This window comes from Novosphingopyxis baekryungensis DSM 16222 (assembly GCF_000420305.1).
GTDB classification, from domain to species: domain Bacteria; phylum Pseudomonadota; class Alphaproteobacteria; order Sphingomonadales; family Sphingomonadaceae; genus Novosphingopyxis; species Novosphingopyxis baekryungensis.
Genome location: NZ_ATUR01000002.1, coordinates 714044 through 738376, shown reverse-complemented (window position 1 = coordinate 738376; position 24333 = coordinate 714044). Strand labels below are relative to the sequence as shown.

Here is a 24333-nt window from a genome sequence, read left to right as displayed (position 1 = left end):
CCGGTCAGCTGCGGATTTTCCAGCCCGAGCGCAGCAGCAGATAGACGCCCGTACCGAACACAAGATTGAGCGCCAGCACGACCACCGCACCGATCATGACGGGCGAATCGGCCACGCCGAGAAAGCCGTAGCGAAAGCCGGAGATGATGTAGAAAAATGGGTTGGCATGGCTCACCGCCTGAAATGTCGGGGCCAGACGTTCCACCGAATAAAAGGTGCCGGACAACAGCGCGAGCGGGGCGATCACGAAATTGGTCACCGCGGCCGCATGATCGAACTTCTCGGCCCAGATCGACGTGAACAGGCCGAGGATCGCCAAAAAGGTCGCGCCGTTCAGGCCGAACCAGATCACCGCCCAGGGTTTGGCGAGATCGACCGAGACGCCGGGCCAAAGCGCCATGGCCAGCCACACCGCCCCGCCCACGGCGCAGGCGCGCGTCACCGATCCGGCGATCAGCGCGAACATCAGCTCGGCATAGCTCAGCGGCGGCAGGAGATAATCGACGATCGTCCCCTGAATCTTGCCCACCAGCAGCGAGAAGCTGGCATTGGCGAAACTGTTCTGCAGCATGCCCATGACGATGAGGCCGGGCGCCAGAAAGTCCACGAACGGCACGCCCAGCGCAGTGCGCCCGCCGCGCGCCAGTGCCACGGTGAAGATGATGAGATAGAGCAAGGTGGTGATGCCCGGCGCCCACACCGTCTGCAATTGCACCCGCATGAAGCGGCGCACTTCCTTGATATAGAGCGTTCGCAGCCCCGCCCAATTCACGCCGGATATGGTCGCCACGCCGAAGCCCGGTTGCGCCGGACCGGCCTGTTCCCTAAATTCGCTCTTTGAGGACATGGTGCAATCGCCTAACGAGTGCCGCTTCATGTCGCAACTGCCGTGCACGCGCGGCGATCGATTACAGCTAAGAAAGACAGTCATGGCCTGGACCGACGAACGGATCGACCTGCTCAAGAGCCTTTGGGAAAAAGGCCTTACCGCCAGCCAGATCGCCGAGGAACTGGGCGAGGTGAGCCGCAATGCCGTGATTGGCAAGGCGCACCGGCTGGGCCTGAAGGCACGCCCCTCCCCGGTCAAATCCAGCGAGTCGAAAGCGGCCGAGCCGGAGAAGAAGGCCGCGCCGGACAGCAAACCTGCCGCGCCCGAACCCAAGGCTGCCGAGCCGGCCCCCGCGATCACGCCGGACGAACCCGCGCCTGAAGCGGCAGCCGCAGAAGCCAAGCCGCAGCAGAAGATCGTTTCGATCGGCCCCGGCGGCTTCATGCGCCAGGGCCCCGGCGATCAGCAGCCGCCGATCCCCCCGGCCCCGCCGCGCCGTCTGGTGCCCGCCAAGCCGAGCCCGGAGATTGCCGACAAGACCAGTCTGCTGGAGCTGAACGAGCGCGTCTGCCGCTGGCCGATGGGCCATCCCGGCGAGGCCGACTTCCATTTCTGCGGACAGGACGTGAACCCGGGCTTCCCCTATTGCGTCGAACATTGCGGCCGGGCCTATCAGGCACAGCTGCCCCGCGGATCGCGCCGTCCCCCGCCGCCCTTGCCTTTCGGCGGCCCACGCGTGCGCTGAGTTGCAACAGACCGAATTGAAGATCGGGGGCGCGTCCAGCTGGATGCGCCCTTTTTCGTTCGGCTGGAAGTTCGCACTCGGCACACCCCGTTCCGCCAGAATTCCGTTCAACCGTTACTTTTCATCGATGAACCGAGGCGCGCCGATTGCTGCCGTTCCAGATTGCGCAGCCGCGCGATCAGACGGCCATTATCGAGCGACTGAAATTCCCCGCGCTGCCGTCCGCCATAGAAATAGGGCACGGTAGAGCCGCCTACTATATCCGGCACAGCCGCCGCCGCGGCCGCGATGCGGCCCGCAAAGGCCGCCTCGATCGCCCGGTCCCAGGCCGCCGCAAACCCTTCCGCCCCCACCTTCTGGCGCAGCTTATAGGCCGAACGCGCGCTGAGCCCGACGCTGGCCGCCGCAGCGGTCACCGATGGCCGCAGCGCAAGCGCCGCAATAAACGCCCGCTGCCGCTCCGGCGTCCAGCCATCACGGCGCGTGCGGATGGCGGCAGGAGTGAAGTCGATCGGGGCGGAGGGGGGTGCTGATGGGTCTGTCATCCACCAGCCTATGCCGAAGCGGCCCGATGTAGGACAGTGGGTTATGGAGAATGCATTCTGCCTTGCGACTTGGACATTCTGAGATGCTAGAAACAGATATCCCTCAGAACCGCGACTTAGCAATTCAGCGTCGCACCTGGTTCTTGTCGAGACCGCTTTGCGCCCTATTCTGTTGAAGAAGTCGCTGCCGGAGCTCGGTGTGGCTCGTGGCTGACAGCGGGCGAGCAGCCTCCCCCTCGCGTTCAGGCGGGTGCGAGGCTTGTGACCGGCTTCACCTTGGCGAGCTTGCGGAGGTTTTGGGCTGCGGCGGCGAGGTGGAACTCGTCTTTGGCTCCGTTGGGACCGCGCAGGCGCAAGCGGTCCAGTTTCAGGATGCGTTTGAGATGTGCGAACAGCATCTCGACCTTCTTCCGCTGGCGTCGTGAGACGAGATAGGCATCGCTGGTGGAGATATTGCGGGCCAGGTCGCGGGCGGCCTCGTGGACCGACCGCATGATCTTGCGCGCGGCAAGCTTCGGCGTGCAACGTTCCTTCAGATTGCAGGCGCCGCAGTCCTTCTCGCGCGCACGATAACGGATGAAGCCATCGGCGTTGGCGCGGGGACGCGGCGTGCTGAAGTTGCGGTTCGATGGGCGCAGGCGATTGCCACCGGGGCAGATGTAGCTGTCGTCGTCATGGTCGAAGGTGAACGCCGATCGCTCGAAAGTATCATCGCGCCGCGCGGACTTGTCGAACACCGGGATATGCGGCTCGATGCCCCGATCCTCGACCAGCCAGGCCAGGTTCGGCGCAGAGCCATAGGCGGTATCAGCCACGAGCTTCTCGGGCCACAGCCCGAAGTGTTCCTGCGTCCGCTCGATCATCCGGCGCTGCGCCAACACTTCGGCCTGACGGATCGCGGTTGTCGCCTCGACGTCGACGATGACCGCGTGGTCGAGATCGATCAGGTAATTGGTGCTGTAGGCGTAGAAGGCCCGCTCACGCGTGGCCGCGGTCCAGCGTGCAGCGGGATCGGTCAGGTTGATCCGCTTGGGCGTGACCGGGGTCGATCCGCCGAACGCCGCATCGTCGAGCACGTCGAGATACTCGGCAACCGCGCGACCGGTGGCTTCGGACGGAAGACCTTCCTCGCCCGGCACCGAACGCTGGCGGTGGACGTCGGCGCGGATCAGACTGGCATCGACCGCGAAGCCCTCGGCGCCCACCAGTCCCTCGGCCATGCAGCGCTCGACGGTCAGCTCGAACAGCTTGCGCAAGAGATCGCTGTCGCGGAACCGCCCGTGCCGGTTCTTCGAGAAGGTCGAATGGTCGGGCACCGCGCCATCCAGGTCGAGCCGGCAGAACCAGCGATAGGCGAGGTTCAGGTGGACCTCCTCGCACAGCCGCCGCTCGGACCGGATGCCCATGCAATAGCCGATGATCAGCATCCGGATCATCAGCTCGGGATCGATCGATGGCCGCCCCATCGCGCTGTAGAACGGCTTCAGGTGCTCGCGGATGCAGGACAGATCGACGAACCGATCAATCGAACGCAGCAGGTGATCGCCCGGCACGTGATCCTCGATGCGGAAGCTGTAAAACAGCGCCTCCTGCATCACCGTCCGCTCGCCCATCATCGTCACGTCTCCGCTTGCCTGCGGATGACTGAATCAGGACTTCACGCCGATCGCAAGCGGGAGTTTTTCAACAGAATACGCCCAATTCCGGACGTACAGAGTTTTCGAGCATCACATCGGAAGCTGCCATTCGTATCAGGCGAATAACCAGTACCCTTGCAATGCAAGTATAATGGTTATACAAGGTTATCATGACGCAGGCACAGACCCGACTTGATAATTCGGTGGCGCGCTGGGAAACCCAGCTGCGCAAGGGCGTGCTCGAAATGGTCATACTGTTGGCGCTTCGCGAACATGAGAAATACGGTTTCGAACTCATCTCCGGCATTGCCAAGCGCTCCTCGCTCGAACTGTCGGAGGGCACTATCTACCCGCTGCTATTGCGCCTGGCGAAAGAAGATCTGATCCAGTCGCGACTGGCGCAGGGAGATGGCGGGGCACCGCGCAAATATTACTCGGTCACGCCGTATGGTCGCCGCATGCTCGAAGCGATGACCACGGGCTGGGCTAAACTGGTTGCATCGGTCGATGCGCTGACCGCACCGGAGACCGATCAATGAGCACCTCTTTCGCGCCCGCTTTCACACAAGCAGACGCCCGCGCCCTTTGGACCGGCTATGTCTCCGAGATAGACCGGATGGTGGCGCTGATCGGGCCAGACGCGGCGGAGCTGGCGGACGATTTGCGCATGCATCTGGCGGACAGTTTCGCCAGCGAGGATGCCGGCTCGGAGGCAGCGCGTTTGCAGCGCGCCATTCAGCGGCTCGGCCGTCCGGAGGATTTCCTGCGTCCATTGCTGGCCGACGGACTGATTGAGCGCGGCGCCGCGCGCTATTCAGCGCCGCTCATCTCACGCGGACTTTATCACGCGATCCGCTCCGGCTCGGGTCGTGCCGGGCGCGCAGGACTGTTCGCCCTAGGCTATCTGCTGCTCGTGATCTTTGCGGCCATGACCGTACTCAAACCATTCTTCGGCGATCATGTCGGCCTGATCCGCGGGGCGAACGGTTCGCTGACCTTCGGTATGGTGTCCACGGGCGGCGGGGAAGACTTGCTCGGCCTATGGTCGGTGCCACTGACATTGGCGCTCTGTGCGCTGCTCTATGTTCTCCTTACGCGGTTGCTGCGGCGCAGCCTGCCGCCGACGTAATATCCTCCGAAAAAATTTACCCCATTACCTTGTAATACAAGAAAGGACTGTCATGACTATCCTCGGTTCCGGGGCCGCCGAAGCGCGCCCGAATTCTGCTGCGCGGGCATCCACCGTTCCGGCTTTCCTCGCACTCGCTTTCGGTTTCAGCTGGACCATCTGGCTGGTGGGCTGCCGGACAGCCGGATTCGCTGACTGCCACGCCGATGATCATCGCGCTTTATGCAGGCTCCTTCGGCCCGGGCCTAGCCGGCGCGGTGCTCAGCGCGCGCGAAGGAAGGCTGCGTGAATGGGCGGCTGGCTTCCTGCGCTGGCGCATGGGCTGGCTGGGTGTCGCGGCAATTGCGTTGCCGTTGCCGCTGGCCGTGCTCGGCCTGACCGCGGCGCTTGGCTACAGGCCGGTGCCAATGGAAGGGGTCCCCCCGGTCATGTCCTATCTCACCCTGTTCCTAGCAGTGGTGCTCAACGGCGTGGTCACCGCCGTGCTCGGCGCCGGTCCGCTGGGCGAGGAAGGCGGGTGGCGCGGCTATCTGCTGCCGCGCCTGCTCGACCGGCTCGGCGAAGTGCCGGCTTCGCTCCTGCTTGGGGTGATCTGGTCGGCCTGGCATCTGCCGATCATGGCACTGATTCCCGCATGGCGCGACGGCCTGAGCTTCGCCATCTACCTTCCCGCCTATACGGTGACAGTGATGGGCCTTTCGCTGCTGATGACCCGGATCTGGTTGCTGGCGCGCCGAAGCACGCTGGCGGCAGTGTGGATGCACGGCCTGATCAACGCCCTCGGCACCACCGCCTTCAGCGCGCAGCTGTGGGACGGGGGCTTTTCTGCTAAGGCAAACTTGCTGCATTTTACCTTGGCAATCTGGGTTGCGGCGGTGGTCCTCCATCTGATCCCAGAGATCCGTCAGCGCCGCTGAGCTCTACCTCCCCAGCAATGGACGCTTTCACTAATTTCTCGACAAGCGCGGAAAGTCGTCACACGGCCGCTTAGCGGAAAATGGCGGCTTTCCGAGCAAGTTTGATCAAAGAAGACTGACCGCAACCGGCCCAATTGCAGTCGCTATGGCAACGAAGCTCGTCGATCGCAGGCGATCTCTCCATTCCGGCTGACACATGTGCGGTCCGCATTGGCCCGGCCCGCCTCACCCTCTGTGGATAAACGCGCCACCTGCTTGCCAGCGCGAACACCCTCCCCCTATACCGGTCTTCATGGCCGATGATCTTTTCGGCGCCCCTGCGGGCGCTTCCGCTGACAGCTCCGGATATGACGCAAGCTCCATCGAGGTGCTGGAAGGGCTGGAGCCGGTGCGGCGGCGGCCGGGCATGTATATTGGCGGGACCGACGAACGCGCGCTGCATCACCTTGCCGCCGAAGTGCTCGACAATGCGATGGATGAGGCGGTGGCGGGGCACGCCAATCGGATCGAGGTGGAGCTTGGCGAAGGCAATCGCCTGACGATCACCGACAATGGCCGCGGCATCCCGGTCGATCCGCATCCCAAATATCCGGACAAGAGCGCGCTGGAGGTGATCCTCACCACGCTGCATTCAGGCGGCAAATTCTCGGACAAGGCCTATGCCACCTCGGGCGGCCTGCACGGCGTGGGCGTCTCGGTGGTCAACGCGCTGTCTTCGGAAACGGTGGTAGAAGTTGCGCGCAACAAGCAACTATATCGGCAGATATTCAGCAAGGGCGCGCCGCAGGGCAAGCTGGAGGAGCTGGGCGGCACGCCCAACCGGCGCGGCACGATGATCAGCTTCGTTCCCGATGACGAGATTTTCGGCAAGGGCGCGGCGTTCCGGCCCAAGCGGCTGTTCAAGCTGGTCCGGTCCAAGGCGTTTCTCTATGCGGGCGTGGAGATCCGCTGGAAATGCGCGCCGTCTCTCGCCAGCGACGATGTGCCCGAAGAGGCGGTGTTCCAGTTTCCCGGCGGCCTGTCCGATCATCTTTCCGAGCTTTTACAAGGCCGTGAATGCGCCACTTCCGAGTTTTTCTCGGGCAGCCAGGATTTTCCCGATCAACAGGGCCGCGTGGAATGGGCGATCGCCTGGCCGCTGTGGAGCGAAGGGATGACCGACTGGTATTGCAACACCATCCCCACGCCGGCCGGCGGCACCCATGAACAGGGTCTGCGCGCGGCGTTGACCAAGGGGCTGCGCGCCTTTGCCGATCTGGCGCAGAACAAGAAGGCTGCGCAATTGACCGCCGACGATGTGATGGGTGGATGCGAGCTGATGCTGTCCGTCTTCATCCGCGAGCCGCAATTCCAGTCGCAGACCAAGGACCGGCTGACCTCGCCCGAGGCGGCGCGGCTCGTCGAAGCGGCGGTGCGCGACCATTTCGACCATTTCCTGTCCGATAATATGGAGCGCGGGCGGGCGCTTCTGGGCTTCATTCAGGAAAAGATGGAAGAGCGGCTGAAGCGCAAGGCCGAGCGCGAGGTGAAGCGCAAGACCGCCACCAGCGCACGCAAGCTGCGCCTGCCGGGCAAGCTGACCGATTGCTCCGAAGCCGGGCCGGACGGTACCGAGCTGTTCATCGTGGAGGGTGACAGCGCCGGGGGATCGGCCAAGCAGGCGCGCGACCGCAAGACGCAGGCCATCCTGCCGATCCGCGGCAAGATCCTGAACGTCGCATCGGCCACCACGGCCAAGATCGTGGCCAATCAGGAAATCATGGATCTGATCCAGGCGCTCGGCTGCGGCACCCGCAAGGACTGCGATTCGGACAATCTGCGCTATGAACGCATCGTCATCATGACCGACGCCGATGTGGACGGCGCGCATATCGCCACGCTGCTGATGACCTTCTTCTTTCAGGAAATGCCGGACATCGTGAAGAACGGGCATCTGTTTCTGGCGCGGCCCCCGCTCTACCGGCTCACCAGCGGATCGACCAGCGTCTACGCAGCGAACGACGCGCACCGTGCCGAGATCGAGGCGACGCTGTTCAAGGGCAAGAAAGTGGACGTTGGCCGGTTCAAGGGGCTCGGCGAGATGAACCCCTCGCAGCTGCGCGAGACGACCATGGACCCCAAGACTCGCTCCATGATCCGCATCACCCTGCCCACCGAATATGAGCAGCGCGCAGGCGTGACGCAGCTGGTCGATCGGTTGATGGGCAAGCGCCCGGAAGAGCGGTTCGCCTTCATTCAGGAAAATGCGGCCAGTCTTGAGGAGGACGCCATCGATGCTTAAGATGTTTTCGAGGGCGATGCTGGCGTTGCTACTGGCCGCCAGTGCCGCGCTGCCAGCACAGGCGCAGGACATCGAACCGAGCGCGGCGTTCGAGCAGCGCGCGCAGGAGCTGGCCTCCATCATCAATGGCGCAGGCGATCCGAACGATTATTTCGCGCCCAGCTTTCTGGCGCAGGTGCCTGCCGCGCAGTTCCGCATTCTGAGCACGCAGATCACGGCGCAGCAGGGCCAAGCCGGCGCCGCCAGCGCGTATCGCATGACCACGCCCAATCAGGGTCAGTTCGATCTGGCGTTTGCCAACGCGATTGGCGACATCCGCATGACGGTGAGCGAGGAAGGCGACCACAAGGTTGTGGGCCTGCTCATCACCGGTTTCAGGACCGAGAATGACAGCATCGAGGCCGTGAGGACGGATTTCGAGGCGCTGAGCGGCAAGGCTGGCTTCACCGTTGCCCGCCTGACCGATCAGGGGCCGGTCACCGTTGCCGACTATAGGGGCGACGCGCTGCTGAGCACGGGCTCGGCCTTCAAGCTCTACATTCTGGCCGAGCTGGCCGATCAGGTCGCGGCGGGCGAGCGCAGCTGGTCCGATGTGGTAATGCTCGACACCAAGAGCTTTCCCAGCGGCGTCCTGCAGACATGGCCGCAGGGGTCGCCGGTCACGCTGGCCACCTTGGCGACCATGATGATCTCGATCAGCGACAATACGGCGACGGACATGCTGCTGAAAACGCTGGGCCGCGAACGGGTGGAGGCGCGGCTGGCCAAGATCGGCCATAGCGATCCCGCCGCCATCCTGCCTTTTCTGAGCACGGTGGAAGCCTTTGCGCTGAAAATGGACGGCAATGCCGATCTGCGGAACCGCTTCATGGCCGCCAGCGAGGCGCAGCAGCGCGATATCCTGGAACAGAATCAGGACAAGCTCGGCCTCGGCTCGGTCGACATCGTGCAGCTGACCGGCGCGCCGCGCTTCGTGGAGGCCATCGAATGGCCTGCCTCACCGCGCGACATGGTGGCGCTGCTGGACCATCTGCGCACCACCGATGCCCCGCTGGCCCGCGCGATCATGGCGGTCAATCCGGGCCTCGGCGCGGCGCATACCGATGGCTGGGACTATGTCGGATACAAGGGCGGTTCGGAACCCGGCGTGATTTTCCTGGCCTGGCTCGCCTGCGCGAAAAGCGGCGAATGCTATGCCATAGTCGGCGGCCAGACCGATCCGGATGCGGCGGTGGACAATGACGCCGTCACCGCTCTCATGGGGCGGTTGTTGCAGCTGACGCTTCCTGCCGAATAAGGCGTCTGCCGAGTAGCCGAAGCGTTCAGGCGTCAACGCCGCCATTCGCTGGCGAGCAAACCCCAGATGATGCTGTCGCGCACGCCGATATGCGTTTCCCACTCCTCGCGCAGATGGCCCTCACGCTCGAATCCCAGTCGTTCCAGCAGCTGGTTCGATGCGGCATTATCCGGATCGGTATCGGCCATCACCCGCCGATAACCTTCATCAGTAAACAGGCGATCGATCAGCGCGGTAACGGCCTCGCTGGCCAGACCCGTGCCCCAATGATGCCGCACCAGCGTATAGCCAATCTCCGTGACGCCGCTGCGTTTTTCCATCGCGGCCAGCGTCCCGATCGCCCGGTCCTCGTCACGCAGACAGATCGACCAGCTGCGCGCATCGGGCAGCGCCAGAAACGGCCGCATGTAATCGCGCACTTCGGCGACCGTCGTTTTGGGCGCGCTGGACCAATAGGTCATGAGGTCGACATCGGAATAGATATCCAGCAGCGCCTCGGCATCCTCGATCGCGGTGGCGCGCATATGGAGCCGCTCGCTGTCGATGGGCGTGGTCTGCGCCATCAGGCCGTCAGTGCGCCGACCAGCGCCTTGACCTTGGCCTGGCGCCATTGCGGCAGCGGGGCGAGCAGCCAATAGCGGCGGCGCGCGGGCTCGGCCTCTGCCCATGCCATGCCCGCCGCTTCGGCGAGCAGGCGCGGCACGCGGGCGCGGCCCAGGCCACCACGCGCGGCCTCCAGCGCCAGCCCGGCATCGGCCACCGACAGCCGCACATCGCCGCCATGGCCGCCTTCCCAGCAAATACGATCGCCCGTGCCGACCCACACCGCCTCGGCCTCGCCCAGCGGCAGGCCCTCGATCTCATCCGGTTCGGCGGCATAGCGCATCGCCAGATCGACATTGGCTTCGGTGAAATCGAGCGGCTCGTCCGCCGCGATCAGCTGGAAGCGGAAATCGGGATCGGTCTCGGCATAAGCGGCCAGGCGTGGCAGCAGCCAGTAGCGGGTGATATCGCGCGGCGCTGCAATGGTCAGGCGCTTGGAACTTTGCCCCTGCTGCATCGCGCGCACGCTATCCTCGAACTGCAGGAAGCCTGCGCGCAAAGCATCCAAGCCCCGTGCGCCTTCGGGCGTCAGCTCCAGCCCCTTGGGCGTGCGGCGGAACAGGACCACGCCCAGCGTATCTTCAAGCGCGCGGATCTGCTGGCCCACGGCGGCGGGCGTTACCGCCAGCTCATCGGCGGCGCGGGTAAAACTGAGATGGCGGGCGGATGCATCCAGCACTCGCAGGCCGTTAAGCGGGAGGAGCGTGCGTTTCATCGGGCGTTCGCCGGGGCTTCGAGTGGAAATTCGGGGATCATCGCCAGGATCGGGTCCGGCCCCTCGTCCACCATCATATAGTGGCCGCGCATCGATCCATCGGGCGTCGGCAGCGGACAGCCGCTGACATAATCATGCGCCGCGCCGGGGCGGATCACCGGCTGTTCACCGACCACGCCAGCGCCTTCGACCGGCGTCATCAGGCCCATGCCATCTGTGATGCGCCAATGGCGGGTGATCAGCTGTACCGGCCCCTCCCGGTGATTTTCGATGCGGATATGATAGGACCAGAACCAGCGGCTCTGCTCTGGCGCGGACTGATCCGGCAGATAGCTGACCGACACGCGCACGGTGATACCGTCGGTCGTTTCCTGATAGGGAAACATCAGCTCGATCATAGCCCGGCTGCCCCAAGCGCCCGGTCGAGATCCTCGATCACGTCCTGCACATCTTCCAGCCCCACGTTCAGCCGCAGCATGTCTTCGGTAATGCCAACCTCTTCGCGCGCCTCGGCCTCCATCCCGGCATGGGTGGTGCTGGACGGGTGGCACATCAGGCTGCGCGAATCGCCGATATTGTTGCTGATGTCGATCAGCTGCAGCGCATCGAGCAGCGCATGGGCCTGCGCGCGGCCACCGCCGACATGCAAGGACAGGATTGGGCCCGTCAGTTCCATCTGCTGCATGGCCAGATCGTGATAGCGATTGGCCATGAGCCCCGGATAATTCACGCGGGCGACCCGCTGTTCCAGAAACTGCGCCACGGCCAGCGCATTCTCGCTCTGCCGCCGGATCCGAAGATCGAGCGTTTCCAGCCCCTTCAGCACCACCCAAGCGTTGAACGGCGCGAGCGTTGGGCCGGTGTTGCGCACGAATTTCAGCAGATCGCCTTCGATGAATTCTTCCGTGCCGCAGACCGCGCCGGCCATCACGCGGCCCTGCCCGTCCATCATTTTGGTGGCGCTATAGGCCACCACGTCGGCGCCCAGATCGATCGGGCGCTGCAGCACGGACGTGGCGAACGCATTGTCGACCACGCTGGTGATGCCATGGGCCCTGGCCAGACCGCAGATCGCACGCAGATCCAGCACCTCCAATGTCGGGTTGGCCGGGGTTTCGAAGAAAAACACCTTGGTTTCCGGCCGGATGGCCGCCTCCCAGTTCTTCAGATCGCGCCCGTCGATCACCGTCGTCTGGATACCGAATTTGGGCAGCAGCGTATCGGTCAGCCAGCGGCAGCTGCCGAACAGCGCGCGGCTCGCCACCACATGATCACCCGTTTCCAGCTGACACAGCAGGCTGGCGCTCATGGCGGCCATGCCGCTGGCCATCGTGCGGCACGCCTCTGCCCCGTCCATCATGGCGATGCGTTTTTCCAGCATCTCCACCGTGGGGTTCTGCAGGCGCGAATAGGTCATGCCCGCCTGATCGCCGGCAAAGCGCGCCGCCGCGTCGCCCGCACAATCATAGGTATAGCCGGAGGTGAGGAACAGCGCCTCGGACGTTTCGCCCCATTCGCTGCGGGCGGTGCCGCCGCGAATGGCCTGCGTTGCCGGGCGCCAGTGGCGGGTAATCTCGGGGTCTTGGCCGGTCTGTCTTTTCATGCTTCCTGCTTTGGGATTTCAGCGCCCGCGCGTCAATGCGGGCGCTTGTCGCGGCGCACGCGATTTTCTATCGGGCGGGCACAGGGAGACGCGCAGACATGGCCGTGGGTTCGAAAATGACATTGCCGAACAGCGGCTGGCTGGAACGTCTGCGCCGTGGCGATCTGGGCGCGCAGGGGTGGGCAGCGCTGGGCGGGCTGGCAGCCTTCCTGTTCTTCCTCATCAACATCCAGCATCCCCGTTCGCTGTTTTTCGACGAGATCTATTATGTGCCTGCCGCGCGGCATGTGCTGGCGCTCAGCAGTCCGCTGAACGAGGAACATCCCCCGCTGGCCAAGTTCATCATCGCGCTGGGCATGCGGATATTGGGCGACAATCATTTCGGCTGGCGCGTGCCAAGCGCACTGTTCGGCGGCATCACGCTGTTCGCGTCGGTCATGTTCGCCTGGGAACTGTATCGCAGCGCGCGGATCGCGGTGTTGACGGGCGTGTTGCTGGTGGCGGGGCATTTGCTGTTCATCCAGTCGCGCATCGCCATGCTGGATATCTTCATGGCGGCCTTTCTGATGCTGGCGCTCTGGCAGGTCGCCGCAGCGGTGCGCGCCGAGCGGCAGGCGTGGCAGCGCTTGGCCTGGGCCGGGGTGATGCTGGGCCTGGCGATCGGCTGCAAATGGACCGCCGCGCCCTATGGCGTCGTCATCGGCCTCGGTTTTTTCATCTGGCGCGCGGCCATGCTGGGCAAGCGGGCATGGAATCCGAAGACGCTGCTGCTCGATCGCAGGGCCGGGCCGGTGCGCGGCGTATCGCTGCTGGAGGCGGGGCTGCTGCTCGGCCTGCTGCCGGCGCTCGCCTATCTCGCCTGTTATATTCCCATGTCCTTCTTCGCCGAAAACGCCGTGCCACCGTCCGAATATCTCAGCTATCAGGTGGAGATGGCCCGGCGACAGGCGGGCTATATGGCCGAACATACCTATTCCAGCCAGTGGTGGCAGTGGATCATCGACGAGCGGCCGATCTGGTATCTCTATGAAGAGGCCGAAGGGGCCATTCGCGGCGTGGTGCTGCTCGGCAACCCGATCATCATGTGGGGCGGGCTTGCTGCGATGGTGATCAGCGTGATCATCGGCAAAAGGCAGCGCAACTGGGCGCTGTTCGTGCCCACCGGGCTATGGCTGGTGGGCGTGGACATCTGGGCGGTACTGCCCAAAAAGGTGACCTTCTATCACCATTATCTGATCCCCAGCTTTTTCCTTACCATCGCGCTGGCGGCGGCGATCGACTATCTCTGGCTGCGCGACCGGAAATATGCCGCGCCTGCGCTCTTGCTGATCGCCATCCTGGCGGTGTTCGTGGATTTCTATCCCATCATCGCCGCGCTACCGCTGGGCGGCCCGCAGGCCTTCAACCACTGGATGTGGCTCGACAGCTGGCGATAGGGCCTAGTAGCGGCCCCAGACGAACCGGCTGCTCAGCGCAAAATTCCACACCGCGCCGACCAGGATTCCGGCAATGGCAGACAGCGTCCAGACCACGCCGGACACGTCGTACAAAAATGCCGCAATGCCGACATTGGCAATCGCGCCGACGCTACAGAAGAGGCAAAAGCTGATCCATCCGCGCAGCATCGGGGTGAAACCGGACAGCCGCTTGTCGCGATAGGTCAGCGCATTGTTCAGGAAGAAGTTGAAGGTCATCGCGGCAATGGTCGCGGCGGCCTGCGCGGCAAGGAAACTCGTTTGCAGCCCCTCGAACAGGCTCGTCAGAATCGCGAAATGCACCGCAATGCCGAGCACGCCGATGGTGGCGAACAGGGCGAATCGAACGGGCAGGATGCGCCCGAACATACGGTCGTACAGCGCGACGAGATATTCGAACGCCACCACCCGGTCCAGCTTGCTCTCCCCCTCCTCGCGCACCGAAAAGGTGTAGGGCAGTTCGGCAATCGTCATCGGCTCGCGCGCCACGGTGACGATGTCGAGCAGGATCTTGAAGCCGATGCCGGACAGCTTGGGCGCAATCCGGCGGAACCGGTCGGACCGCATCATGAAAAAGCCGCTCATCGGGTCGCTCAGCGTGAGGTTCAGCAATTTGGTGCCGAGCCGCGTGGCGAACTGCGATTTGCGCAGGCGCGCCTCATCCCAGTCGCCCGTGCCGCCGCCCTCCACGAAGCGCGAGCCGACGACGATATCGAGATTCGCATCGCCATTCAGCGCGGCGACCATCTTGGGCAGAAGATTGGCATCATGCTGCAGATCGGCGTCCATCACCGCCACCAGCGGCGCGCCGGTGGCCATCATGCCTTCGATACAGGCGGAGCTGAGCCCGCGCCGCCCGAGTCGTTCGATCACGCGGATCCGGCGGTCTTCGCGCGCCCGGTCCCGCAGCATCTGCGCGGTGTGATCGGGGCTGTTGTCATCGACGAACACCGCTTCCCAGGAGATGCCGGCGAGCACGCGGTCCAGCGTCGCGATGACGCGGTCCACATTGGACGATTCGTTGAAGGTGGGCAGCACCACCGCCAGCTCGATGGGGTGCTCTTCGGAATGATCGCCTGATTTCATGCGCGCTTCCCTGCCCTGCGGCCACGCCTCATTCAAGCATCCGTTGCAGGCGCGCGATCATTTGCGTGCGCCCGCTCATGACGTCGCCGCGCCGATCGGCCAGGAGGCTGCGTTCCAGATAATATCCGGTGAGGGCAAAGCCGGCCACGATATCCGGCCATTCAGGGCGGCGCTGCGCGTCCGTGGATGGCAGCAGGAAGGGCGGCAGGGGCAGCAGCCTGGCCTTGTATCCCTGCCCCGCCCCGCGTGAGACGGCGCGCGCACTGCGCGGGCTGACATAGGCCAGATCGTCCAGCTGGCCCGTCGCCGCGCAGCAACTGAGATCGAGCCCGAAGCCGAGTTCCGCCAGCAGCAGAAGCTCGAACCGCACCATGGCCGTGGCCCATCCGCGTGCCGACGGGGCATGACAGATCGCATCCAGCAGCGCGGACAAGGCCGAATAGAGCCGCGGATAGGCGTTCTCCTCGGGCAGCGTCGCCGCCGTGAGAGTCGTCGCCCAGTCCAGTGCGGCGGAGGCCAGCGGTTCGCCGATCCACGGGGCGCGGCTGGTGACCAGCTCCACCGTCAGCCCGGCCAGATGGTCCGCCGTGCGCGCCCGGAATTCCGCCGCCACCAGATTCGACGGGATCAGGATCGGTCGAATCCGGCGCGATCGCCCGCCGCGAACATAGCCCGCCACCAGCCCGTCATCCGGCGTGAAGAGCCGCACGATCGCGCCATGTTCGCCATGATGGCGGACCGAGCAGACGATGCCCTGGGTGGAAAGCTGCGGCATGCGGCTATCTACAAACCGCCGTCATTGCGGCCTTCGCCGGAACGGCAATCCGCTGATTGACGAACGCGCTCAACGCACATGGAAGAAGTCGTACACCGTCTGCGCCACGCTGTCGTTCACGCCCGGCGCGCGTTTCAGATCGTCCAGGCTGGCGCTTTTGACCGCGCGGGCGGTGCCGAAATGCATGAGGAGCGCGCGTTTGCGGGCGGGGCCGATGCCGGGCACCTCGTCCAGCGGGCTGCTGCCCATGGCCTTGGCGCGTTTCTGACGGTGCGCGCCGATAGCGAAGCGATGAGCCTCATCGCGCAGACGCTGCAGATAGAACATCGCCGGCGCATTGGGGGCCAGCGTCAGCTCGCGCCCGTCGGGCATGTGGAAAATCTCACGCCCGTCGCGGCCATGATGCGGCCCCTTGGCCACGCCGACCAGCGCGACATCCTCGATCCCCAGCTCCTCCAGCGCGTCCATCGAGGCGGAAACCTGGCCCTTGCCGCCATCGATCAGAACCAGATCGGGCCAATCGCCCTTGGTGCGGTCCGGATCTTCCTTCTGCGCGCGGGCGAAGCGGCGTTCCAGCACCTCGCGCATCATCGCAAAGTCATCGCCCGGCGCGGTTTCGGGGCGCTTGATGTTGAACTTGCGATAGGCATTTTTGCGGAAACCCTCGGGCCCGGCGACGACCATCGCGCCGATCGCATTGGTGCCCTGGATATGGCTGTTGTCATAAACCTCGATCCGGTCCGGCGGGCCTTCCAGATCAAACAGATCGGCCACCTCGGCCAGAAGACGCGTCTGGCTGGCGCCCTCGGCCAGCTTGCGGTCGAGCGCTTCCACCGCGTTGCGTTCGGCCTGCACCATCATCTTGCGCCGGTCGCCGCGCTGCGGGACGCTGATCGATACCTTGCCGCCAGCGCGTTCGGACAGCGCGTCGCAGAACAGATCCGGCTCCGCCAGTTCGCGGTCGAGCAGCAGCAAGCGCGCCGGAGGAACTTCCTCATAGAATTGCGCCAGAAAGCTGGCCAGCACCTCCTCTTCCGGCACATCCTTCACATGGCTGGGGAAGAAGCTGCGATGCCCCCAATTCTGGCCCGCGCGAATGAAAAAGGCCTGGATGCAGACCTGCCCGCCCTTGCTGGCCAGCGCAAAGATATCGGCATCGGACAGGCCCTGCGCGCTGATCGCCTGGCTGCCCTGAATGAAGGTGAGCGCCTTCAACCGGTCCCGGTACAGCGCCGCCATCTCGAAATCGAGATCGGTCGCCGCCTGCTCCATCTGCTTGCCCAGCTTTTCCTGCACCCCGGTGGACTTGCCGTTGAGAAAATTCTCCGCGTCTCCGACCAGCTCCGCATAATCCTCCGCCGATATCCGGCCCACGCAAGGCGCCGAACAGCGGTTGATCTGATAGAGCAGGCAGGGGCGCGAGCGGTTGTTGAAAAAGCTGTCCGTGCAACTGCGCAGCAGGAACATCTTCTGCAGCGCGTTCAACGTCCGCCCGACCGATCCGGCGCTGGCGAACGGCCCGAAATATTTGCCCTTCGCCCGCCGCGCGCCGCGATGCTTCTGGATCCGCGGAAAGGCGTGGTCCTGCCGCAGCAGGATGTAGGGAAAGCTTTTGTCGTCGCGCAGCAACACATTGTAGGGCGGGCGATAGCGTTTGATCAGCTGCGCTTCGAGCAACAGCGCCTCGGCCTCGCTCTCCGTCGTCACGATCGTCATCGTCCGGGTCTGCGAAACCATCCGCTGCAGCCGTGCGGGCAATTGCTGCCACTGGGTATAGTTCACCACGCGCGATTTCAGGCTGCGCGCCTTACCGACATACAGCACCTCACCCCCGCTATCGTGCATGCGATAGACGCCGGGCCGCTGCGGCAATGTTTTCCAGACATTGCGGATCGCGGCCACCCCCGCCTCCAGGTCCGGCTTGTCGGACCCGCGCACGGTGTAAGCGGACTTTTCTTCGTTGAACCGGCTCGGCGCGTTCGGTTGATCCGGGCGACCGGCTTTGTCGTCAGATGGCGGCATGGCCCGAACATAGGCGCGGCGCGCCCCCTGTGGAAGGGAGCGCGCCGCCCATGCGTTCAATTATGCGTGGATTGTCAGTGCAGGCTGGTGCCGAGCTGCTGGATCGTGCGATCCACCATCGCCTTGTCGGCACTGGCGTCATGCTTTTCGGCGATCAGGCGGCGCGCAGCCTCCGCAGCGGCGGTGGCGGCGGTTTCCCGCAGATCGGCGATGGCAGCGCGTTCGGCGACCGAAATCTGATCCTCGGCAATCCGCTTGCGGCGACGGATCAGCGCGGCGCTGTCTTCCTGCGCCTTGGCCACCATGGCCGCGGCCTGGCTCTCGGCCTGCTCGCGGATGTCGGCGGCTTCCTGCTGGGCATCGGCCAGGCGCTTTTCATATTGCGTGCGCAGCGCTTCGGCCTCGGCGCGCAATTCGGACGCTTCGGCCAGCTGGTGCCGGATGGCCTCGATCCGTCCATCGAGCGACTTGCCGATCGCTGCCGGCACCTTTTTCCAAAGGACCACCGCGATCAGCACCAGCATCGCCACCGAAACCCATGCCGTGGCCGTCATGCCGAGCGCGCTTGGCTCGTCATGCACCACGGTATGGCCAGCCTCGATGGCCTCGATCCCGGTCTGCGGCATGCCTTCGTCATTGAGCGGGCTACCGCCGCTGACGGGGGCTTCCTGGGTCACGACAGCGCCATTATCACCGGTCACCACCGTGCCGGAAACTGCGTCAGTCTGCGCCATGCATGACCTCCTTTACTTCGCGGGCCGCCTCGGCCGGATCGGCCTGAACGCCCGATACCTTGGCAACGAGATCGCGGGCCGCTTCGGCCGCGACCTGCTCGATTTCCTGACGCGCGGCCTTCCGGCGCTGGGCCAGATCGGCCATGGCCGAAGCCAGCAGCGCCTCATTTTCTTCATTCGCAATCGCAAGCTTGCGCTCGGTCTCCCGGGCGGCATCGTTACGGGCCTTTTCGACGGTGATATGCGCAGCGGCATGCTCGTCGTTCAGCTTCTTGCGATAATCTTCTTCCAGCCGGTCCGCCGCCTCATTGGCATGGCGGGCTTCGGCCAGATCGTCCTCGATCTTGCGATCGCGGGCGATGACCGTGCCCTGGATCTTTGGATACATACCGAGGCCGATGACGACGAAAATCGTCCCGAACACCAGCAGCAGCCAGAACAGCTGCGATGCGTAGGTTGCGGCAACCTGGGCTATCTGAGGCATGACATGCTCCGGTCAGAACCGGGCGGGAACGGCACCATGGCCATTCCCGCCTGATCTATCTCAAGCAACGAAGATGAGAATGATGGCAATAACGAACGACAGCAGGCCGAGAAGCTCGGCAGCTGCGAAGCCGATGAACAGACGGCCCTGTTCCTGATCGGCCGCTCCCGGATTGCGCAGCGCGCCTTCAAGGAACTTGGCGAACACATTGCCCACACCGAGCGAGGCGAGGCCTGCACCGATGGCTGCAAGGCCGGCACCGATCAATTTTGCTGCTTCTGGATCCATGATAAAACTCCCTAGATTTACGGCGCTCAGCCGATGGTTTCATGCGAGTGCAGGTGCACCGCATCGTTGATGTAAAGCGAGGTCAACAGCGCGAAGACATAAGCCTGCACGCCGGCCACCAGCAGCTCCAGCGCGGTGATGCCGAGCATCAGCGTGAAGCTGGGGATGCCGACGAGGAGGCCGTAGCCCACACCGGCATTGGTGCTGTTGATAATGAAGCCGGCCAGCACCTTCAAAAGGATATGCCCGGCGGTCATGGCGACGAAGAGCCGCAGCGCGAGGCTGAACGGACGCACCATGAAGGAAAAGAACTCGATCGGCGGAATGAGCCAGAGCAACCACACCGGCGTGCCGTCCGGCACGAACAGGGTGAGGAACTTGAAGCCATGCTTGGCAAAACCCACCAGCAGAACGATGGAGAAGCTGATGATCGCCAGAATGCCGGTGACCGTCAGGTGGCTCGTCACCGTGAACGGGTGCAGGCCGATCACGCCGACCGGCGCCATGCCGACAAGATTGGCGACCAGGATGAACATGAACAGCGAGAACACATAGGGCGCATATTTGCGGCCTTCTGGGCCGATATTGGTGGTCACCATGCCATCAATGAAGCCGGTGAAGCTTTCCACCATCATCTGCCAACGGCCGGGAATCAGCGAACGGCGCATGCCGCCCAGCATGAACAGACCAAGACACAGCATCGCCACGATCATCCAGAGCGCGCTGTTGGTGAAACCAATTTCATGACCGCCAATACGGAAGCCATCAAAAATGGTCTGCACCTCGAACTGGTGCATCGGATCGATCGTACCTGCTTCTGCCACTTGAAACCCTTATCCGATCTTTACGCCGGCACTATCCGGCGAAACGAACTTGCCGCATCGCGCCCGCCGCTATTTGCGCGTCGCGATCCGGTACACATTTCTGAACGCCACCCCAATACCCAGAAACAGGCACAGAAGCAGCAGCCAAGGCGACGTTCCGATCAGCCGGTCCAAAGTCCAGCCGATCAAACCGCCTCCACCGATCCCGCCAACCAGATAGGAAAGAACGCGGCTGCCGAGCTGATAGTTGTTATCAACCCCGTGCGCGTCTTTCCGCCCCGATCGGCCAAGCTCTTCGCGTTGTGCATCATCGATCCGCTGTTGCAGCGAATCAATCCGCACATCCTCTTCAAGCTTGGTTCGGGCGGGTCGTTTCTCTTCCATGGAAGCGTACCTTACTCGGAAAAACCGGTATCTGGCTAAACATGGCGAGAACCGCCCCGCAAAAGCGCGGCCCGTTTAGGAAAGGCGCGTGGTCAAGTCAACAGACTGGCGGGCAAGCTTTCCCGGTGACGGAGCGACTGCGCCGTTCCCCCAGGGATATGTTGCCGCCTGCCGTTACGGACAGCGTGGATCGCGCGTGGGCGGGCCATTGTCGCGGGTGGCCCATTGGCCGCCGGGCGTCTGATACTTTTCCCCGGGCGATGTCTGGAGAATCAGGCGACAGCCGGTGGTGAAGGCAAATTGCTCCACTGTGGAGCCGGCCCCGGCCGCGCTGCGTGTATAGGCTGCCTTGCGCTTGATATTGAGATCATCGACCAGCGCGCGGATGGCCGGAGAAGGCGAACCGACAAAACCCAGATAGCCATCCGGTTTTTCCCCGATCAGCCCCTGCGTGCGGGCCTCCTGATAGGCCGGATCACGCTGGGCATAGGCAGCCCCCGCCACCATCGTCAGCGCTGCGGCGGCCATGGCCATCTTCATCATGCGCTTTGCCATCAGAATATCTCCGCTTCTTTTTTGATCAGTGCCTGGGCATCACTATCGAGCCTGTACACGACTTCCTGCTGAATGTTGATGTTCAGCTCTATCACGATCGGCTTGGTCGGCGCTTCCACCTTGACACACCCCCCTAGGGAAAAGAGGCCGCCGTACAGGAGCGCCGCACCAAACCGACCGCAAACCTTTATAGTGTTCATGGCATGCTCTCGCTTTCCCTTGGCTGAACGCCCGGAGCGCTATCCTCCTCCAGCCGCTTCTGGATTTCATTCAAATTCTGCTGCTGTTCGATCAGGCTGGGCAGGTTCTGCTTGATCAGCAGGCTGGGGTCATAATAGCTTTTGACCGCGCCGATGAGCTGCAGGAATGGCCCGCGCACATTGACGTTGAACTGGATCGGCAGCTTGGCGATCTCCCGCGTGATGAAGTTGCGCTGTGCGCCCTCCCCCTGCTGCAGACCGGAAAACTTCACCTGCGTCACCATTTCGCCCCCAAGATCGCCGTCCAGGCCGATGGTGAGATCGCGGTAGCGGATCGACTTCAGCATGTCGAAGGCCAGATTGGCGAAATAGGACAGGTCCTTATAGGTGAGATCGCCGATATAGGCGATCGTCCCGCCGCCCTCGCGCGAGACCAGCCGCCCGCCCTCGATTCGTCCGCCGGACTGGTCGAAAATCATCGGCAGCGTGCCGTCGAAAACCCCGGTCGCCTGCAGATTGTCGAACCCGAAGCGCTGCAGGAACACCGCAATGTCCATACCGGTCACGTCAAAAGTCAGCAATTTCGGCGCATCGCCCGCCATATCCAATATGGTGGGGTCCAGATGAATGACGCCGCCGGCGAAGGGCCAGTCCGCCCCTTCTATCTGCACCCGCTGGCCCGGCAGCAGCCGGTAACGCAGCACGCCGTCGAACACATCGAGGCCGGGACTGACAGTGCCCAGCGTCAGTATCTGGCCCGGCGCGGTTTCCAGACCGAGGAGATCGGTAAAGCGGATCGTGCCGGCCAGATTTTCCACCGGGCCGAAGGGCGCGGCCAGATCCAGCCCATCGGTGGTGAACGTGCCCGTGCTGGTCACACGGTCTCCGGTCCAGTTAATCCGCCCGGTGCCGGATATGCTGCCATCGACATTGGCCACGGTGCCGAGCGCCAGCCGGGTCAGGGCGTCGGGCTGCAGATCCTTGTCGAACCGCAGCGCACGCACGGTGAAGTCCGCCTGCCCCGAAGCATCGCCGAAGCGATGGATCAGATCCACATCGGCGACCCGGGTGCCGGTGCGCGGTTCGGCCAGAACCCCGCTGGCGGTGATGCGGTTGTCGGCAAAGCGCAGCGTGACGTCGCGCGCGCGCATCGGTTCGAACCGGTTCTGCTGGGCGGCATCGTCCACGCGCAGGCTTCCGGCCAGATCGAACACGCCCTGCCGCAACGTCCAGTCGCCATCGGCTTCGCTCAGCAGCAGCGGCACATTGCCGATGCGCCCTGCCCCGCCGGTCATGTCGCCGCTCAGTCCCTGGCCGCCGAACCGCCCGGTAAAGCTTGCAGCATCGAACAGCGTGCGGCTTTCCGGCGTGCCGAGCCGCACCGCCAGCGCCTGCGCCGCGAAACCCTTCAGCGTCACGTCCACCCCATTGGCGGCGATGCTGATCGGCGTGCCCGCAAGCCGGCCTTCCACAGCGGGTGAGAGGACGCGGGCATCGGCGCGCGCCGGACCATTGCCCACGCGCAGCAGCGATCCGGAGCGGGGGCAGACGCGCAGGCGATCCGCGCCGAGGCTCAGGCTGGAAAGGCGGAAGGCATCGAAACCGATCGACTGGCAGCTATTCCACAGGGCCAGCGTGCCGCCACTTGCAATCAAGGCTTGCACCGGCAGATCGAGATTGGTGACATAACCGCCAAATAGCGGGCCGGTCATCCGCGCCCGTCCGGCAAGATCGGTCCCGCCGCGCACCGGACGGAAAGCCAGCTCCGGCAGGGAAAGCCGCGCATCGGCCGTGCCATAATCGGCCATCTGCAAGCGTCCGGCAAATCCATTGCCGGAAGGGGTCAGGTCCAGCACCGCTTCCGGCAGGCCGCCACCGGCCAGCCGGATCTGCCCGTCCAGCCGCGGGCTCCAGCCACTGGCCGTCCGCTCGATCCGCAGATCATCGACCAGGCGCGCCGAAGCACCGGACGCGGCGTCCGCGCGCAGACCTTTCAGAAGGGCATATTGCTTGCCCGCGCCGCCAACCGCCGCCTCTAGCGTAGCCGACAGATCGATCGCACGCAGCGCGGCGCGCCCTGCCGTGGCCAACTGGCGCAATATGGGTTGGAGCGGCGTGGACCCGAGGCCGCGCGCCGCCGCATCGACCGGCGCCACCAGATCGCCGGCCAGCCGCAGCCCCGTGACCCGTGGTTCGCCGTTGAAGCTGGCGCGCATTCCCTGATCGCCCTGGCTGAGCCGCAGCTGGCCTTTCAACGCCGCCCGCTGCGCGGAGAATTCCGGCCCGCCAAGGCCGTTCGCATCCAGATCGACCTGGAACTGGTTGCGCTGTCCATTGCCGTAAAAATCGACCGACCCGGTCATGCCGGCCACGCGGTAATCGCGCGCGGAAATGCGGGCGGCATCGAAGCGGGTATCGCCGGTCCAGCTTTTCAGATCGTCGGACAGGGTGAGCTGCAAAGCGTGCTCCATGCCGCCGACGGCAAAACCGTCGCACGTTACGCCGCCATTGCGCAGCGGCCCCGCGATATGCGGCTGCCCCTTCTTGATGGAGAGCGTGCCGAAAAAGGTCGATCGCCCGGCATTGCAACCGGCCAGCGTCAGCCGGTCCGTCACCGCGGCCACCTGCCCCTCGAACCCATCGGCCAGCCGACCCTGCCCCACCAGCTTCAGCCCGACATCGCCAAAATCCGTCGTTAGCCGGACCCGCGCGTCGGACAGCGTGGCGAAGATGTCGGGCAGGGAAAATGGGGCGGTGCTGGCCGGATCGCGAAACTTGTCGATCTCCCCGAAGCTCAGGCCCTTGTCCGTCAATCGCCCATATAGCCGCACTCCATCGGCGCGCACACGCAGCACCTTGGCGCCCAGCCCATTGGGCACCACGTCGATCTCCACCCAGTTGGCCGTCAGATCGGGCCGGGTGGGATCGCCGATCACCACATCCTCGATACGCTGGGTTTTCAGGCCGATTTCGGCGATCTTGTAGGCGGCGCGCACATCGCGCTTGGCCAGCTCGTCCTGCACGAAGCCGTCCGCAATCTGCGCGCGCTGCACCCAGGCGAACAGCAGCAGTGCCACGAACAGGAACAGCGCGCCGTAAAATATATGGCGACGCCGGAAACGCCGGCTTCTGGGTTGGGGCTCATCCGCAGCTTCCACGGGCAGGGCTTTGCTTCAAAGCCGGCGGGGTTTCAATCATTATGGCT

25 protein-coding genes are annotated in these 24333 nt (G+C 64.2%); 7 read left to right on the top strand and 18 right to left on the bottom strand.

All coding sequences use genetic code 11. From position 1 onward, the window contains the following. Nucleotides 1-4 precede the first annotated feature (4 nt). On the bottom strand, nt 5-847 hold the full coding sequence (locus G410_RS0103670) for an ABC transporter permease (protein WP_022672311.1): 843 nt from the start codon (nt 845-847) through the stop codon (nt 5-7). Between the two features lie 82 nt (nt 848-929). Here G410_RS0103670 and G410_RS0103665 point away from each other — a divergent pair, with 82 nt between their 5' ends. After that, nucleotides 930-1574, top strand: a complete 645-nt coding sequence (locus G410_RS0103665; RefSeq protein ID WP_022672310.1) for a GcrA family cell cycle regulator — start codon at nt 930-932, stop codon at nt 1572-1574. A 107-nt stretch (nt 1575-1681) separates the two neighbouring features. Here G410_RS0103665 and G410_RS17265 read toward each other — a convergent pair whose 3' ends face one another. Both G410_RS17265 and G410_RS0103655 read right to left on the bottom strand, forming a co-directional pair. Beyond that, on the bottom strand, nt 1682-2119 hold the full coding sequence (locus G410_RS17265; RefSeq protein ID WP_022672309.1) for a hypothetical protein: 438 nt from the start codon (nt 2117-2119) through the stop codon (nt 1682-1684). A gap of 242 nt (nt 2120-2361) precedes the next feature. After that, complete coding sequence (locus tag G410_RS0103655; protein ID WP_022672308.1) at nt 2362-3735, bottom strand: IS1182 family transposase; 1374 nt, start codon at nt 3733-3735, stop codon at nt 2362-2364. A gap of 191 nt (nt 3736-3926) precedes the next feature. Between G410_RS0103655 and G410_RS0103650 the strand changes: the two genes are divergently transcribed. The 5 genes from G410_RS0103650 (at nt 3927) to G410_RS0103630 (ending at nt 9380) form a co-directional block, all read left to right on the top strand. Further along, nucleotides 3927-4295: a PadR family transcriptional regulator gene (locus G410_RS0103650; protein ID WP_022672307.1), complete on the top strand. Its 369-nt coding sequence runs from the start codon at nt 3927-3929 to the stop codon at nt 4293-4295. Continuing rightward, on the top strand, nt 4292-4885 hold the full coding sequence (locus tag G410_RS0103645; RefSeq protein WP_022672306.1) for a hypothetical protein: 594 nt from the start codon (nt 4292-4294) through the stop codon (nt 4883-4885). The genes G410_RS0103650 and G410_RS0103645 overlap by 4 nt, the downstream gene beginning before the upstream one ends. A gap of 206 nt (nt 4886-5091) precedes the next feature. Next, complete coding sequence (locus G410_RS15475) at nt 5092-5802, top strand: CPBP family intramembrane glutamic endopeptidase (RefSeq protein WP_022672305.1); 711 nt, start codon at nt 5092-5094, stop codon at nt 5800-5802. A 292-nt stretch (nt 5803-6094) separates the two neighbouring features. Continuing rightward, nucleotides 6095-8083, top strand: coding sequence for a DNA topoisomerase IV subunit B (parE, locus tag G410_RS0103635; protein WP_022672304.1), 1989 nt, complete (start codon nt 6095-6097; stop codon nt 8081-8083). Further along, nucleotides 8076-9380: a serine hydrolase gene (locus tag G410_RS0103630; RefSeq protein ID WP_022672303.1), complete on the top strand. Its 1305-nt coding sequence runs from the start codon at nt 8076-8078 to the stop codon at nt 9378-9380. Before parE ends, G410_RS0103630 begins: the two co-directional genes overlap by 8 nt. A gap of 32 nt (nt 9381-9412) precedes the next feature. Here the strand turns inward: G410_RS0103630 and G410_RS0103625 are convergent, their stop codons facing one another. From G410_RS0103625 to G410_RS0103610, 4 genes are read right to left on the bottom strand one after another with little or no spacing between them, the layout of a single operon-like run. Next, the gene (locus tag G410_RS0103625; RefSeq protein WP_022672302.1) at nt 9413-9943 is read right to left on the bottom strand and encodes a GNAT family N-acetyltransferase; all 531 of its coding nucleotides are present in this window, start codon (nt 9941-9943) and stop codon (nt 9413-9415) included. Then, entirely contained in the window at nt 9943-10698 is a 756-nt protein-coding gene (locus G410_RS0103620; RefSeq protein WP_022672301.1) for a LysR family transcriptional regulator, read from the bottom strand. Before G410_RS0103620 ends, G410_RS0103625 begins: the two co-directional genes overlap by 1 nt. Next, nucleotides 10695-11096: a Co2+/Mg2+ efflux protein ApaG gene (apaG, locus tag G410_RS0103615; RefSeq protein ID WP_022672300.1), complete on the bottom strand. Its 402-nt coding sequence runs from the start codon at nt 11094-11096 to the stop codon at nt 10695-10697. The genes G410_RS0103620 and apaG overlap by 4 nt, the downstream gene beginning before the upstream one ends. Next, a complete protein-coding gene (locus tag G410_RS0103610; RefSeq protein WP_022672299.1) occupies nt 11093-12301 on the bottom strand; it encodes a trans-sulfuration enzyme family protein in 1209 nt (402 codons plus the stop codon). The genes apaG and G410_RS0103610 overlap by 4 nt, the downstream gene beginning before the upstream one ends. 98 nt (nt 12302-12399) lie before the next feature. On the opposite strand from G410_RS0103610, the gene G410_RS0103605 reads away from it, so the two are divergent. Beyond that, nucleotides 12400-13737, top strand: coding sequence for a glycosyltransferase family 39 protein (locus tag G410_RS0103605; RefSeq protein ID WP_022672298.1), 1338 nt, complete (start codon nt 12400-12402; stop codon nt 13735-13737). 3 nt (nt 13738-13740) lie between these two features. Here G410_RS0103605 and G410_RS0103600 read toward each other — a convergent pair whose 3' ends face one another. The 11 genes from G410_RS0103600 to G410_RS0103550 form a co-directional block, all read right to left on the bottom strand. Further along, nucleotides 13741-14862, bottom strand: coding sequence for a glycosyltransferase family 2 protein (locus tag G410_RS0103600; RefSeq protein WP_028971019.1), 1122 nt, complete (start codon nt 14860-14862; stop codon nt 13741-13743). 28 nt (nt 14863-14890) lie between these two features. Beyond that, nucleotides 14891-15637, bottom strand: coding sequence for a DNA repair protein RecO (gene recO / locus G410_RS0103595; protein ID WP_022672296.1), 747 nt, complete (start codon nt 15635-15637; stop codon nt 14891-14893). Nucleotides 15638-15706: 69 nt separating this feature from the next. Then, the gene (gene uvrC, locus G410_RS0103590; protein WP_022672295.1) at nt 15707-17659 is read right to left on the bottom strand and encodes an excinuclease ABC subunit UvrC; all 1953 of its coding nucleotides are present in this window, start codon (nt 17657-17659) and stop codon (nt 15707-15709) included. Between the two features lie 74 nt (nt 17660-17733). Beyond that, nucleotides 17734-18393 (bottom strand): F0F1 ATP synthase subunit B family protein, encoded by a 660-nt coding sequence (locus G410_RS0103585; RefSeq protein ID WP_022672294.1) that lies wholly within the window; start codon nt 18391-18393, stop codon nt 17734-17736. Further along, the gene (locus G410_RS0103580) at nt 18380-18877 is read right to left on the bottom strand and encodes a F0F1 ATP synthase subunit B (RefSeq protein WP_022672293.1); all 498 of its coding nucleotides are present in this window, start codon (nt 18875-18877) and stop codon (nt 18380-18382) included. The genes G410_RS0103585 and G410_RS0103580 overlap by 14 nt, the downstream gene beginning before the upstream one ends. A gap of 60 nt (nt 18878-18937) precedes the next feature. Then, nucleotides 18938-19165 carry a F0F1 ATP synthase subunit C gene (locus G410_RS0103575; protein ID WP_022672292.1) on the bottom strand — a complete coding sequence of 76 codons (228 nt, stop codon included), beginning with the start codon at nt 19163-19165 and terminating at the stop codon, nt 18938-18940. 26 nt (nt 19166-19191) lie between these two features. Further along, nucleotides 19192-19962 carry a F0F1 ATP synthase subunit A gene (locus G410_RS0103570; protein ID WP_084488940.1) on the bottom strand — a complete coding sequence of 257 codons (771 nt, stop codon included), beginning with the start codon at nt 19960-19962 and terminating at the stop codon, nt 19192-19194. A gap of 96 nt (nt 19963-20058) precedes the next feature. Next, nucleotides 20059-20373, bottom strand: coding sequence for an AtpZ/AtpI family protein (locus G410_RS0103565; RefSeq protein WP_022672290.1), 315 nt, complete (start codon nt 20371-20373; stop codon nt 20059-20061). A 174-nt stretch (nt 20374-20547) separates the two neighbouring features. Continuing rightward, entirely contained in the window at nt 20548-20928 is a 381-nt protein-coding gene (locus G410_RS0103560) for a YdbL family probable chaperone protein (RefSeq protein WP_022672289.1), read from the bottom strand. Beyond that, nucleotides 20928-21128 (bottom strand): YnbE family lipoprotein, encoded by a 201-nt coding sequence (locus G410_RS15470; RefSeq protein ID WP_022672288.1) that lies wholly within the window; start codon nt 21126-21128, stop codon nt 20928-20930. The genes G410_RS0103560 and G410_RS15470 overlap by 1 nt, the downstream gene beginning before the upstream one ends. Further along, nucleotides 21125-24286 carry an intermembrane phospholipid transport protein YdbH family protein gene (locus tag G410_RS0103550; protein WP_022672287.1) on the bottom strand — a complete coding sequence of 1054 codons (3162 nt, stop codon included), beginning with the start codon at nt 24284-24286 and terminating at the stop codon, nt 21125-21127. The genes G410_RS15470 and G410_RS0103550 overlap by 4 nt, the downstream gene beginning before the upstream one ends. Nucleotides 24287-24333 lie beyond the last annotated feature (47 nt).

What these genes read in the sequence shown, in the direction of transcription:
- G410_RS0103670 (WP_022672311.1), bottom strand. Translation starts at nt 847, where the DNA reads ATGTCCTCAAAGAGCGAATTTAGGGAACAGGCCGGTCCGGCGCAACCG.
- G410_RS0103665 (WP_022672310.1), top strand. Translation starts at nt 930, where the DNA reads ATGGCCTGGACCGACGAACGGATCGACCTGCTCAAGAGCCTTTGGGAA.
- G410_RS17265 (WP_022672309.1), bottom strand. Translation starts at nt 2,119, where the DNA reads ATGACAGACCCATCAGCACCCCCCTCCGCCCCGATCGACTTCACTCCT.
- G410_RS0103655 (WP_022672308.1), bottom strand. Translation starts at nt 3,735, where the DNA reads ATGATGGGCGAGCGGACGGTGATGCAGGAGGCGCTGTTTTACAGCTTC.
- G410_RS0103650 (WP_022672307.1), top strand. Translation starts at nt 3,927, where the DNA reads ATGACGCAGGCACAGACCCGACTTGATAATTCGGTGGCGCGCTGGGAA.
- G410_RS0103645 (WP_022672306.1), top strand. Translation starts at nt 4,292, where the DNA reads ATGAGCACCTCTTTCGCGCCCGCTTTCACACAAGCAGACGCCCGCGCC.
- G410_RS15475 (WP_022672305.1), top strand. Translation starts at nt 5,092, where the DNA reads ATGATCATCGCGCTTTATGCAGGCTCCTTCGGCCCGGGCCTAGCCGGC.
- parE (WP_022672304.1), top strand. Translation starts at nt 6,095, where the DNA reads ATGGCCGATGATCTTTTCGGCGCCCCTGCGGGCGCTTCCGCTGACAGC.
- G410_RS0103630 (WP_022672303.1), top strand. Translation starts at nt 8,076, where the DNA reads ATGCTTAAGATGTTTTCGAGGGCGATGCTGGCGTTGCTACTGGCCGCC.
- G410_RS0103625 (WP_022672302.1), bottom strand. Translation starts at nt 9,943, where the DNA reads ATGGCGCAGACCACGCCCATCGACAGCGAGCGGCTCCATATGCGCGCC.
- G410_RS0103620 (WP_022672301.1), bottom strand. Translation starts at nt 10,698, where the DNA reads ATGAAACGCACGCTCCTCCCGCTTAACGGCCTGCGAGTGCTGGATGCA.
- apaG (WP_022672300.1), bottom strand. Translation starts at nt 11,096, where the DNA reads ATGATCGAGCTGATGTTTCCCTATCAGGAAACGACCGACGGTATCACC.
- G410_RS0103610 (WP_022672299.1), bottom strand. Translation starts at nt 12,301, where the DNA reads ATGAAAAGACAGACCGGCCAAGACCCCGAGATTACCCGCCACTGGCGC.
- G410_RS0103605 (WP_022672298.1), top strand. Translation starts at nt 12,400, where the DNA reads ATGGCCGTGGGTTCGAAAATGACATTGCCGAACAGCGGCTGGCTGGAA.
- G410_RS0103600 (WP_028971019.1), bottom strand. Translation starts at nt 14,862, where the DNA reads ATGAAATCAGGCGATCATTCCGAAGAGCACCCCATCGAGCTGGCGGTG.
- recO (WP_022672296.1), bottom strand. Translation starts at nt 15,637, where the DNA reads ATGCCGCAGCTTTCCACCCAGGGCATCGTCTGCTCGGTCCGCCATCAT.
- uvrC (WP_022672295.1), bottom strand. Translation starts at nt 17,659, where the DNA reads ATGCCGCCATCTGACGACAAAGCCGGTCGCCCGGATCAACCGAACGCG.
- G410_RS0103585 (WP_022672294.1), bottom strand. Translation starts at nt 18,393, where the DNA reads ATGGCGCAGACTGACGCAGTTTCCGGCACGGTGGTGACCGGTGATAAT.
- G410_RS0103580 (WP_022672293.1), bottom strand. Translation starts at nt 18,877, where the DNA reads ATGCCTCAGATAGCCCAGGTTGCCGCAACCTACGCATCGCAGCTGTTC.
- G410_RS0103575 (WP_022672292.1), bottom strand. Translation starts at nt 19,165, where the DNA reads ATGGATCCAGAAGCAGCAAAATTGATCGGTGCCGGCCTTGCAGCCATC.
- G410_RS0103570 (WP_084488940.1), bottom strand. Translation starts at nt 19,962, where the DNA reads ATGCACCAGTTCGAGGTGCAGACCATTTTTGATGGCTTCCGTATTGGC.
- G410_RS0103565 (WP_022672290.1), bottom strand. Translation starts at nt 20,373, where the DNA reads ATGGAAGAGAAACGACCCGCCCGAACCAAGCTTGAAGAGGATGTGCGG.
- G410_RS0103560 (WP_022672289.1), bottom strand. Translation starts at nt 20,928, where the DNA reads ATGGCAAAGCGCATGATGAAGATGGCCATGGCCGCCGCAGCGCTGACG.
- G410_RS15470 (WP_022672288.1), bottom strand. Translation starts at nt 21,128, where the DNA reads ATGAACACTATAAAGGTTTGCGGTCGGTTTGGTGCGGCGCTCCTGTAC.